At 34.2% G+C, this 12,090-nt stretch carries 12 protein-coding genes; 9 read left to right on the forward strand and 3 right to left on the reverse strand.

What is annotated here, in order from left to right:
* Positions 1-139: 139 nt before the first annotated feature.
* Together LNP23_RS15095 and LNP23_RS15100 are read right to left on the reverse strand one after the other, a co-directional pair.
* Positions 140-436: a putative quinol monooxygenase gene (locus LNP23_RS15095; protein WP_230001827.1), complete on the reverse strand. Its 297-nt coding sequence runs from the start codon at positions 434-436 to the stop codon at positions 140-142.
* Positions 437-704: 268 nt separating this feature from the next.
* Positions 705-1,532: an SAM hydrolase/SAM-dependent halogenase family protein gene (locus LNP23_RS15100; protein ID WP_230005163.1), complete on the reverse strand. Its 828-nt coding sequence runs from the start codon at positions 1,530-1,532 to the stop codon at positions 705-707.
* A 336-nt stretch (positions 1,533-1,868) separates the two neighbouring features.
* Between LNP23_RS15100 and LNP23_RS15105 the strand changes: the two genes are divergently transcribed.
* The 8 genes from LNP23_RS15105 to LNP23_RS15140 all read left to right on the forward strand — a co-directional run bounded on the left by LNP23_RS15105 (position 1,869) and on the right by LNP23_RS15140 (position 10,254).
* Complete coding sequence (locus LNP23_RS15105) at positions 1,869-2,819, forward strand: PhoH family protein (protein ID WP_047776553.1); 951 nt, start codon at positions 1,869-1,871, stop codon at positions 2,817-2,819.
* A 145-nt stretch (positions 2,820-2,964) separates the two neighbouring features.
* Entirely contained in the window at positions 2,965-3,456 is a 492-nt protein-coding gene (locus tag LNP23_RS15110) for a hypothetical protein (RefSeq protein WP_230001828.1), read from the forward strand.
* A gap of 3 nt (positions 3,457-3,459) precedes the next feature.
* Entirely contained in the window at positions 3,460-3,831 is a 372-nt protein-coding gene (locus LNP23_RS15115; protein ID WP_230001829.1) for a DUF1801 domain-containing protein, read from the forward strand.
* A gap of 132 nt (positions 3,832-3,963) precedes the next feature.
* Positions 3,964-4,797: a Cof-type HAD-IIB family hydrolase gene (locus LNP23_RS15120; RefSeq protein WP_230001830.1), complete on the forward strand. Its 834-nt coding sequence runs from the start codon at positions 3,964-3,966 to the stop codon at positions 4,795-4,797.
* A 118-nt stretch (positions 4,798-4,915) separates the two neighbouring features.
* Positions 4,916-5,503: a hypothetical protein gene (locus tag LNP23_RS15125; protein ID WP_230001831.1), complete on the forward strand. Its 588-nt coding sequence runs from the start codon at positions 4,916-4,918 to the stop codon at positions 5,501-5,503.
* A 450-nt stretch (positions 5,504-5,953) separates the two neighbouring features.
* On the forward strand, positions 5,954-8,302 hold the full coding sequence (locus LNP23_RS15130; protein ID WP_230001832.1) for a S9 family peptidase: 2,349 nt from the start codon (positions 5,954-5,956) through the stop codon (positions 8,300-8,302).
* A 363-nt stretch (positions 8,303-8,665) separates the two neighbouring features.
* Positions 8,666-9,622, forward strand: coding sequence for a phosphoribosylaminoimidazolesuccinocarboxamide synthase (locus LNP23_RS15135; protein WP_047776560.1), 957 nt, complete (start codon positions 8,666-8,668; stop codon positions 9,620-9,622).
* A gap of 254 nt (positions 9,623-9,876) precedes the next feature.
* On the forward strand, positions 9,877-10,254 hold the full coding sequence (locus LNP23_RS15140) for an ankyrin repeat domain-containing protein (protein WP_047776562.1): 378 nt from the start codon (positions 9,877-9,879) through the stop codon (positions 10,252-10,254).
* A gap of 169 nt (positions 10,255-10,423) precedes the next feature.
* Here LNP23_RS15140 and LNP23_RS15145 read toward each other — a convergent pair whose 3' ends face one another.
* Positions 10,424-10,963 carry an SRPBCC family protein gene (locus LNP23_RS15145; protein ID WP_230001833.1) on the reverse strand — a complete coding sequence of 180 codons (540 nt, stop codon included), beginning with the start codon at positions 10,961-10,963 and terminating at the stop codon, positions 10,424-10,426.
* 523 nt (positions 10,964-11,486) lie between these two features.
* On the opposite strand from LNP23_RS15145, the gene LNP23_RS15150 reads away from it, so the two are divergent.
* Complete coding sequence (locus LNP23_RS15150) at positions 11,487-11,870, forward strand: ankyrin repeat domain-containing protein (RefSeq protein WP_047776564.1); 384 nt, start codon at positions 11,487-11,489, stop codon at positions 11,868-11,870.
* Positions 11,871-12,090 lie beyond the last annotated feature (220 nt).

Consider the following 12,090-nt stretch of genomic DNA (forward strand, 5'->3'; position numbering starts at 1 on the left):
ATATAACGTTGTATTCGTGTTTTTTTTAAATTTTGTTTCAAGTTTCAAGTTTCAGGTTTCACGTTCTGTGCGTCAACTTGAAACTTGAAACCTGAAACTTGAAACTTCAAACCTGAAACTTCAAACCTGAAACTTCAAACTAGTCCAGACTCACCAGCTTATCCACACTCCAGGCTTCGGGTTTTGCGTTAAATAGTTTTTTTGTGAAACTCCAAACGGAGTCAAAAAGCGCTGATTGTCGGTAATTTTCTAGGTCTTCTTCGGTTTCCCAATAACTGTAGGTGAAAAAGATGCATTTATCGTTTTTATCCTGATACAATTCTAAAAAACGATTTCCGGGCGCATTTCGTATTTTGTCTTTTATGCTTTCAAAATTTTCCAGAAAATCAGGGATCTTGTCTTCATGAAAACTCATTTTTACTATTCGAACAAACATCTTTTTTTATTATTTTAGATTTTAGAGTGCTGATTTTAGATTTTAAACCGAAAATCTGCAATACGCGCGCAAAAATACCAAAATTGATTGTTCTTTTTTAGTAAAAATTTAATTATTCTAAAAGTATCATTTTGAATAGCCTCCTGCTTTAGCTCAATGTCATTAAGTTAAGAAAATTTTTCACGCAGATTCTGCAGATTGTGCAGATTTTTTTTCTGCTAAAGTCAACAATCTACAATCTAAAATCTAAAGTCTAAAGTCTAAAATCTTAATTAAACTTTATCGTGATCACATCTCTGTAGTTCAATCCTAAAAGACTATTTGCAGAGCCTACTTTGGAAGGATTGCTTCTGAAAATTGCGATTTCCAGATAACCGGCTTCATTAAAAATGGCCAGTTTTTCGCCCTCATACGTTTTAATGGGGTATTTGTCTGAGCTTGCTATGGCTGAATAGTTTGGCAGAATGGTTTTGATGCTTTTAGGTTTCATCACGATCTCATACGAGCGACCTTTTGCCACCTCTTTAAATTGCTGTTTGGAGATATTGGTTACCACGTTACCGAAATGATCAATATAAATGACATATCCTTTTATAGAATTACCGTCGTTTGCTACTACAGCCTGAAGTTCGGTGACTTCTTTAACGGCTGCTATTTCTTTACCAATTACATTCAGTAAACCTCCTTTTGCAATATGGCAGGCAACTTTTATGAAGATGTCCATATCGGTAGACTCAGGCGGAAAGCGATCATGAATGTTGATTGCGACAATTTTTTGTGGCACAATTTTCTGCGTCAGCATACTTAAGATCCCGTTATCAGCGCAAATGAAGTAATGATCATTCCATTGCATGGCGATATGCACGTTCTCTTTATTGCGTTCAATATCGACACCAATTAAGTGTACAGTTCCTTTTGGAAAACTTAAATAAGAAGCACCAACAACGTAACTGGCTTCGGCAGTGTTGAAGGGATCAATGTCATGTGAAATATCAATAATTGTAGTCTCCGGAGCCTCAGATAATATTTTACCCTTTATCGAACCAACAAAGTGGTCTTTTAAGCCGTAATCGGTAGTGAGGGTAATTATTGACATCATTTTGTTTATAACTATTGGTAGTTTTTGAATCTAATTTTCATTAAATTTGAGAAATGCAAAGCTAAGAATACTTAGATACAAATTGAAAGAAAGAAAAGACAATTTACAATTTTTAAAGTAAGTAAGCGTTACGATCGTCTCAGTCAATTAGTTTCAGTTTTGAGTCTGTAGAAAAAAGTACATTAGGAGTAAACAGTAAATGATTCTTTGGAAGTATTTTTTTACACATTAAAAAGCGTGACTGTCATTGAAAGCCTGACTCGTTAAAAAAAAGAAACACCCGACAGCAACTGATATAAAAACAAATTTTATTTTAATTTAAAACTATCTCATTTGAACGAAAGAATAATCGAGCTAATAGACATTGCACCAAAAGAGTTTTGGGGCGCTCAGGACAGCCATCTGGAAATCATTAAAAAGTACTATCCAAAGCTTAAAATAGTAGCTAGAGGAACGACTTTGAAAGCATTTGGCGAAAAAGAAGTTTTAGATGAATTCGAAAAAAGATTTCAAAGATTAATGTTGCATTTTACCCGATACAACAACATTGATGATAATGTAATTGAACGTGTAATTATGAGTGATGGTCAGGATGAAAAAAGAGCCTACGATCATGATAAAATACTGGTTCATGGTGTAGGAGGTAAGATTATAAAAGCAATGACGCCTAACCAGCAATTACTGGTAGATACCATTAAAAAGAACGATATGGTATTTGCAGTAGGACCAGCCGGAACAGGAAAAACGTACACAGGTGTAGCTATGGCTGTAAAAGCACTTAAAGACAAGGAAGTAAAAAGGATCATCCTAACGCGACCGGCAGTAGAAGCAGGAGAAAATCTTGGTTTTTTACCCGGCGATATGAAAGAAAAACTGGATCCTTACATGCAACCGCTTTACGATGCATTACGCGATATGCTTCCGAACGAAAAGCTCGAGGATTATATTTTAAAAGGAATTATTCAGATTGCACCACTGGCATTTATGCGTGGGCGAACACTGGATAACGCCTTCGTAATTCTGGATGAAGCACAAAACACCACTCACTCACAAATGAAAATGTTTCTAACCCGTATGGGAAAAAACGCTAAATTTATGATTACGGGTGATCCGGGACAAGTCGATTTACCACGCCGAACTATTTCAGGTCTTAAAGAAGCCATTTTGGTTCTGAAAGACGTAGACGGAATCGGAATCATTTATCTTGACGATAAAGATATCGTACGCCACAGATTAGTTAAAAAGGTAATTGATGCTTATAAACAAATAGAAAATCACGATTAATTTTGTGAAATGTTTTTTGTGAAAGGTGAATTGTTTTCACGTTTTACAATTTTAGGGAATATTCGTTTTATACTGCTTCTTTTTTGAAATGTATAAAACGAATATTTTTTTTATAATAAAATGTCTAAATTGTAACAGAGTTAAAATGAGGGTTGTAATAATCAGTTTCTTATTGTTTGCTTTTTTTATTTCATGTGATAAAAAGCAAAAACCAGTAAATAAATTTCTTGGAACTTGGTATGGGACAGAATATATTGTTCCTAGCGAATCCGTGTTAAAAATAAATAAAGACAGTTCGTTTTCGTATAAAAGTGCCGGATGTCAATGGAGAGTAGTTTCTAAAGGCAATTGGAAAATAATTGGAGATTCCCTTGAATTAAATAGCACAAGCAGTGATACTTGTTACAAGGTGTTTCCATTTGTTTTTTGTATCCCTTTTGGGTCGGATGCAATAGAAGATAAATTTACAATACCCAATTGTGATGCTGATAATGATGTTTCTTTTGCCCAATTTACGAAGGAGGTATTTTATCTTAAAAATGATTCTTTAACTTATAAAATAAAAGCAGGTTCAAATTGTTCGGATACGCTCCGTATTGTGTACGCCCGAACCGGAAAAATAAGAAAAACCAATTGAGTAATGAAAGAAGTTGATAATTTTTACGAAAGACAAGAAGAACCTCTAAGAGAAGTTTTATTAGCGCTAAAAGAAATTATCTTAAAGCAGGACGAAGACATTTCAAATGTCCTCAAGTATGGCATGCCTTTTTTTTGTTATAAAGGAAAAATGTTCTGTTACCTGTGGATACACAAGAAAAACAAACAACCTTATATCGGAATTGTGGAAGGCAAACACTTCGATGAATCGTTTTTGATTCAGGAAAGCCGCTCCCGAATGAAAATAATGATGTTAAGTTCCAATGAAGACCTGCCCATTGATAGAATTGAAAAAATCGTGCAAAAAGCGATAAAGTTATATATGACAGGAATTATAAAGATTAAAAATAAATGAAGTGATTTGTTTAATGAAATAGTTAAATAAATAATAAACTTGTTTGTTTTTAGGCTGTAGAGCCGTTTTAACTTTGTACTTCTGAGCTTAAAGCTGTAAATTTGCCTATCAAAATAATACGCGATTTTTACTATGAACTCAGAACTTAAGAATATAAAAGTTATCGTTACCGACTTAGACGGAACTTTACTCAATCCTCAGCATAAAATTTCAGATTACACTAAAAGCATTTTTCAGGAACTTCACAATCAAAACTATCTTATCGTGGTAGCTACAGGGCGTCATCATCTCGATGCAATGGCCATTATCAGCACACTCGATGTTCCGGTTTATCTGGTAAGTTCAAATGGAGCCAGAATACATTCACCGGAAAAAGAAGAGCTTTTTGCCTTCGATTTAAATAGTGAAGTGGTAAAAGCGGCTTTAAATGTAGAAATTGATCCGGAAATAACAGTGGTGTTATTCAAAGAAAATGTTTGGCAGACCAATAAATTAAACGAGAAGTTAAACAGTTTTCAAACCGAATTAAAATACCTTCCTGAATTGGTAGATTTTAAAACACTTGAAGATTTTGGTGCGATAAAAATATTCTTTGCACATGACAATCACGAAAAATTAGTAGCCTTAAAAGAAGCCATCCTGGCAAACGGTTCAAGTGAGTTGCATCACGCCTTTAGTCTTCCAACCTGTTTGGAATTTATGGATAAATCGGTAGACAAAGCCGTTGCAATAGCCAGAGTTTTAGAAAAAGAAGGATTTACAATGCAAGAAGCGGTTTCGTTTGGAGATGGTTTTAACGATGTTCAAATGTTGTCTGCAACCGGAAAAGGGTTGATTATGGGCAATGCTCCGATATTGTTAAAAGAAACGTTACCCAACTTAGAAGTAATCAAAACCAACGCAGAAGACGGAGTAGCACACTATATTGCTTCAAGAATTTTAGATGAAAAACTTGCTGAATGTTAATCAGCTGTAAATAACTTTATCGACTGATTAACAGTGATGTAGAATTGTGTTTTGCAATGAAACGTTAATAAAGTTTGAGATTTTTACTATATTTAGTACATCTAAAATTGTATTAATTATGAAAAAATTTTTACGTCAGGTAGAAAGAAACTGTGTTTCAGGTGCTGTAGTTTTATTGCCACTACTGGTATTTGGGGTTGTGCTTCAGAAAGTATGGGGCTTTTTTCAGAAATATGGGGAGAAGTTTGCAAAACTTTTACATCTCGATGAAGTTTTCGGAACGATTGCAACCGATATTCTGGGTGGAGTAATTTTATTGGTATTGCTTTATTTTAGTGGTTACATGATGCGATTGACTTATTTGAAAAAATTCACAGAATGGATTGATGATAAGTTAATGATCTTCCTTCCGGGCTATGAAAAAAATAAAAAAGAAGCGGAAGAAAAGTTAAGTACAAAAGTAAAAAAGCCAAGTACTGATATTCCCGTTTTGCTTAAAAATGGAGATTATTGGCAGCCCGCCCGCCTTATAGAAGAAGATTCGTCCGGCAGTGCTGTTGTTTTTGTTCCAACCGCACCATTTAAAGATCAGGGACAAATTTTTGTAGTGGACAGTATCCACATAAAAAAAATGAACGAAACTACCCTCGGTAATTTAAATGCTTCCGTAAAATCATTAGGAAAAGGAATCCTGGATTTTAAATAAACTTTTTAGACTTAAAAACAATCCCTGATGAAAGCGCATCAGGGATTGTTTTTTATAGAACTATTTAGGATAAAATCTTAAAGTAGCAGAGTAACAAAGTAATTCAGTTAATAACCTGAGTTCAATTATTAAGTTACTGATTTTTATGCATTGTGTCTTTCCTGCAAGGTCTTTTTTTGACCTTGTAGGTATTTTTACAAGACAGAAAAAAAGGACTCTTGATGTTTAGTTCCCTATTCTTGACTTTTTAAACCATATAAGTCCTCTCAGTTCATATTAAATAGGTGTCTTTTTGTCTCTTGTGAAATCTTAGAAGACTTAACCGTTAGAATAAACTATACAAGTTTTAGACGTAATTCCATATTAGAAATTGGATTTTAGAAGCAAAGAGGAAAAAGTTTTTTTAATAGCCCACAAAGTGTATTTTTGCTCTACTAAAAAACAACTATCATGACCAAAAACATCTTTATCCTTGCCTTTTTAATTTTTTCAATAACGGGTACCAGCCAAAATTTAAAGTTAGAAGAAATTATGAAAGGAGACTCTTTCATTGGCAATCAGCCAACAAACGGAAGATGGTCACTGGATGGAAAAAAAGTTTATTTTGAATGGAATCCGAAAAACGAATTAGGCACAAGCACGTACTCCTGGCAAAAGGGAGCTTCTAATCCGGTACTTGTAGAGCCGAAGGAAGCCGTTTTTTCTAAATTCGATTTTAAAAGAAAACCGACATCAGATATTGTTTTTTATACGAATAAAGGAGGTTTGTACTCGTACACTATTAGTACAAAAGCAACAAAAAAATTATACCAGCAAAATACTCCGATTTCTAATCTTGTGTTAGGAAGTCAGCTTGGAGTTGTGTTCTTTGAGCAAAACGAAAACATTTTTAAATACAATAGCAAAGAAGGCACACTACTGCAAATTACTAATTTCAGTAAAGGCAATAAGAAAGAGAAAACACCCGAAAAAGATACTTTCTTGAAAGAACAACAGAAAGAATTATTTCAATTTATCAATGATAAAGAGGCAAAAAAACAATGGAATATGGCTAAAAGCAAAGCCGTGAAGTCAGATTTTGTCAAAGAGTATTTTTATGGAAAAGATAATTTGACAGACCTCAAAGCAAATCCAAATGGAAACTACGCTACTTTTAGTTTAGTAGAAAATGTTGAAATTAAAATGGAAAAAATGGAAGTTTTTATAACAGATGACGGTTATAATCAATCTCCTGATACCAAAGAAAAAGTATCGACGGCCAATTTGGTAAAAACACGTTTTGGTATTTACTCCGTTGCAAAAGACTCTGTTTATTTTGTCAATTTCTCAAAATTGAGCCATATTCAGGACGTTCCGAAATACTATGAGGCTTACGATAATTTAAAAAACAAAGAGAAAGAAGACAAACTAATTGTTGCGCTGGCACCTGTATATAACGAAGACGGTTCCTTTGCGATTACAGAAATCAGAAGTCAGGACAATAAAGACCGATGGATTGTAAGTCTGAATCTCGAAAACGGAACTTTTACCGAAATAGAACACCAACACGATGAAGCGTGGATTGGTGGGCCCGGAATTCCTTCTTATGCTTTTGAAACCGGAAATCTTGGTTTTCTGGCAGACAATGAAACGGTTTATTTTCAATCGGAAGCTACGGGATACTCACACTTATACACATACAATTTAAAATCGAATGTAAAAAAACAACTGACCAAAGGAAACTGGGAGGTTCGCGATCTAATTCTATCTAAAGACAAAAAGGCATTTTATTTAACAACGAATACAACACATCCGGGAAATAGAGATTTTTATAAGTTAAATGTTGCAGATGGAATTATGCAACCTATTTTAACAAAAGACGGAGCACACGAAGTGGTGGTATCTCCTGATGAATCGACACTTTTGGTACGTTACTCATTTAAAAATAAACCTTGGGATTTTTATATTGCCGAGAACAAAAAGAATACTGCTTTACAGCAAATTTCATCTTCAACTTCAGAAGAATTTAAAAAATACCAATGGAGAGAACCAGAAGTGATTACTTTCAAAGCACAAGACGGAACTCCGGTATATGCAAGATTGTATACGCCAAAAGCAGAGAACACCAATAAAGCAGCCGTAATTTTTGTACATGGTGCAGGATATTTACAAAACGCACACAACCATTGGAGTGCGTATTACAGAGAATATATGTTTCATAACTTGTTAACCGATTTGGGTTATACAGTTTTGGATATTGACTACAGAGGTAGTGACGGTTACGGAAGGGATTTTAGAACCGGAATCTATCGTTTTATGGGAGGTAAAGATTTAACCGATCATCTTGATGGTAAAAAATACTTAGTAGATAATTTGGGTATTGATGTCAACAGAGTAGGTATCTACGGAGGTTCTTACGGTGGATTCATAACTTTAATGGGAATGCTGACAACTCCCGGAGAATTTGTTTCGGGTGCTGCTTTGCGTTCGGTTACAGATTGGGCACACTACAATCACGGATATACGGGGAATATTTTAAACTTTCCTGAGACAGATCCTGAGGCATTCAAAAAAAGCTCTCCTATTTATTATGCCGGTAACCTGAAAGGAAATTTACTAATGTTACACGGAATGGTGGATGATAATGTAGAATACAAAGACATTGTGCGTTTATCACAGCGTTTTATAGAATTAGAAAAAAAGAACTGGACACTAGCTTCTTTCCCGATCGAAGCGCATACTTTTAAAGAAACGTATTCCTTAATTGATGAATACAGCAGAATTTTGAATTTGTTTAATACGACTCTTTTGAAGAAATAGTTTTCAGTCTCGGTCTCGGTCTCAGTCTCAGTCTCAGTCTTCAGTCTCAGTCTTCAGTCCCAGTCCCAGTCTCAGTCTCAGTCTCAGTCTCAGTCTCAGTCTCAGTTGCAGTCCCAGTCTCGGTCCCAGTCTCGGTCTCGGTCTTTTTGTCTCAGTTTTCAGTCTTTAATATTGCGTTAAGACTGAGGTTGAGAAAAGATTTAGACAAAAGCACAGACTGTCACTGCAACTGAAAACTGCAACTGAGAGTGAAGACTGCGACTGAAAGCTGCGACTGAAAGCTGAAAACTGAATACTTTTTTTGCTTCCTCTTTTAATTAGTTTTAAATTTGCATCCATAAAACAAAACACAACTAAAGGATAATGAGCAATACAATCACAACTACAGATTTTAATTTCCCGAATCAGAAATCAGTTTATCGCGGAAAAGTTAGAGAAGTTTACAATATCAATGAGGAACTTTTGGTAATGGTGGCGACCGACAGACTTTCGGCTTTTGATGTAGTTTTACCAAAGGGAATTCCATACAAAGGGCAAATTCTGAATCAGATTGCTACAAAGTTCATGGAATTAACGCAAGATATTGTACCCAATTGGTTGATTGCAACTCCGGATCCAAACGTGGCTGTGGGACATTTATGTGATCCTTTTAAAGTTGAAATGGTTATTCGTGGTTATGTTTCAGGACATGCTGCGCGTGAGTATGCTGCAGGAAGAAGACAAATTTGCGGTGTAACAATGGCGGAAGGTTTAAAGGAGAATGATAAGTTTCCGGAACCAATTATCACACCAACTACAAAAGCAGACAATGGTTCTCATGATGAAGACATTTCGCGTGAAGCTATTTTATCAAAAGGAATAGTTTCAGAAGAAGATTATATTGTTTTAGAAAAATATACCCGTGCTTTATTTCAAAGAGGGACAGAAATTGCCGCAAGTCGTGGTTTAATTTTAGTAGATACAAAATACGAATTCGGAAAAACAAAAGACGGTGTAATCGTTTTGATTGACGAAATTCATACTCCGGATTCTTCCCGTTATTTTTATGCTGACGGATATGAGGAAAGACAGGAAAAAGGAGAAGAGCAAAAACAATTATCAAAAGAGTTTGTACGTCGTTGGTTGATCGAAAATGGTTTTCAAGGTCAGGATGGACAACAAATTCCTGAAATGACAGAAGCTTACATCGAATCTGTTTCAGAAAGATATATTGAGTTATACGAGAATATCTTAGGAGAAAAATTTGTAAAAGCTGATATTGCTAATATTGATGCACGTATTGATAAAAATGTAAAGGAATATCTTGCTGATAAGGCCTAATTTTAGGTTTTAAGAGTTTATTTTTAATAGAAAAAGCGCAATCCAATTATTTGGATTGCGCTTTTTTATTGAGGTTCTTTACTTGTTTTTTGTTTTTTTTGATTTTTTTTTGATTTAAATGTAACGTTTTAGGTTTTTTAAGCGTCTATATAGATAGTAACTGTTATTTAGAAGACAGCATTTTTGATGCAACCCTGCTAAATTACAGTTTACAATTAAATCAATCAATCAATCAATCAATCAATCAATCAATCATGAAAAAATCAGTAATCATTCTAGGGACAGCTTTTGTTTTATTTGCAAATGTATCAGTAGCTTCAAATCACAAGCCGTTGGTAAAAGATCAAATCGAGTTTTCTGCTTATGAATCTTCGCCATTACATATTGCAGTGTGCAACGGGGATCTTGAAAGCGTTAAAAAAAGTATCGAATACGGGGCAGATGTCAATAAATTATCAAGAGACATGTCTCCGCTGATGTTGGCAGCACGATTTAACAGAGTAGAGATTATTAAAGTTTTATTAGAAAATGGAGCTAAGCCTTCACTTGAAAATGATAAAGGCTTAAAAGCGTTAGATTATGCCAAATATTCGAAGGCTACAGAGTCTATTGCAATTCTGAAAGGTTTGTAATAAAGGAAACCATTAAAAAAGAGAAAACCGTCATTAACAAACTAATGACGGTTTTCTTTTTTTTACAAAGATTCGTTTTTATTCTGTTGCTTTGAACCTGAAAATTATTTCTAGCAAAGACGCAGCGTTGCAAAGTTTTTATTTCCCTCGAATTTTTGAACCTGATCTTTTATTCTTCCATCTTTGCTTTTAAATTATCCAGGCCTTTTTGTAAATCATTTCCAATCATCTGGTCCATTTTCATAAAAGGCAACATGATATTCATAGGGTAGGGTATAACACCGTTTATGCCCCATTTTACTTTGGTCTGATCCGCTGCTAAACTTTCGGTCGACATAAATCCGACAGCAGTATCGTTCATCGGCTCCTTAAACCTGAGAGCGAAATCCAATCGTTTTCCTTCTGTAATTTTGGTGATTTCCTGTTCACCCACACCAACCTCTTTTACTTTACTCTCCCAGGCTGATAATGCACCAACACTACCGTCTGTTCCTTTGTAAGTCAATTTCATTTTGGGATCGATATTGGCCCAGACGCTAAATTCATTTTGATTTTTTAAATATCTGACATAACTAAAAACACTATCGACCGGTTTATGGATGATAATTTCTCTTTCAACAGCATAATTTCGAGGCATAAAGTAAGCCGTAATTAATACGATTGCTAGAACTAAGATTAAGGCGGCCAGAATTTTTTTGATTGCTCCCATTTTTTTTGGTTTAAAGGTTATTTAAATGATTTGGTAATGGTGAAAATGATTGGTCAATTATTTTATTAGCCGTTTTCTTTATAAAAAAACGACAAAACGTAAAGCTATATACTTAAGTTTTATCCTACTTTTTTATTTTTTTTGAAAATAAGTAATTTAGATCATTAATGTATGAATTATTGGCCGAAAATTTATTTTTCATTAAAAAAATAGGCCTTTTTTGAGTATTACTTCAAAGTAAAGTTAAAAAAGTAATGTTTTGGTTTTACATTTTTGGGAAAATTTGACAAATATTTTTTAGAAATATTCGTTTTTGTGTAACATTTCTACCTTTGCAGCGTCTTTTATACAGAATTAAATAACGATTGGGTGGTATTATTTAGGAATCATTAACAAAACGTTAAGAATTAGTTAAAACATAGTACCTTGTAATGCAAAATACCAAAATATTATTTACATTTGTATAGAATTTAAAAAGATCATCAATCATATTTTATCAATCAATTTAACAAACAAAACCATTATGAAAAATTCAGTTATTTATTTAGGATTAGCTTTAGTAACATTTGCAAATGTATCAATGGCTGCAAATCACAAAACAGTTGTGAAAGATCAAATTGTACTATCTATAGACGAAGATGCAACACCATTAAACGTTGCTATTAGTAAGGGTGATATTGACGGAGTTAAGAAATTTATTGAATACGGAGCTAATGTAAACGAACAGTCAGGTGATATGTCTCCTTTAATGACTGCAGCACGTTACAACAAAGTTGAAATTATTAAAGTTTTATTGGCTAGTGGAGCACGTCCATCTGATAAAAACGAAAGAGGATATACAGCTTTGAAATACGCACAATTATCAAACGCTACAGATGCTGTTGCCCTTTTGAAAGATTTAAAATAAGATTTTAGATTAGTTTAAAAGAGTTTAAGTTAGTTAAAAACGATCTTCATGAGCAGAGGGTCGTTTTTTTTGTTTAAAAATGTTTCAGTTGATGCTTCAAATAGGTCAGGTTTAGATTTGGATTAGCTTTCGCGAGCCACCAGTTAATCATCTTGACGAAATAAAGAATCAATACGAAAATCTGTGGAGTAGTAAAAATCTCGCGGAGTCGCAAAATCGC

Origin of the sequence: Flavobacterium cupriresistens (assembly GCF_020911925.1) — a bacterium.
Lineage (GTDB): Bacteria > Bacteroidota > Bacteroidia > Flavobacteriales > Flavobacteriaceae > Flavobacterium > Flavobacterium cupriresistens.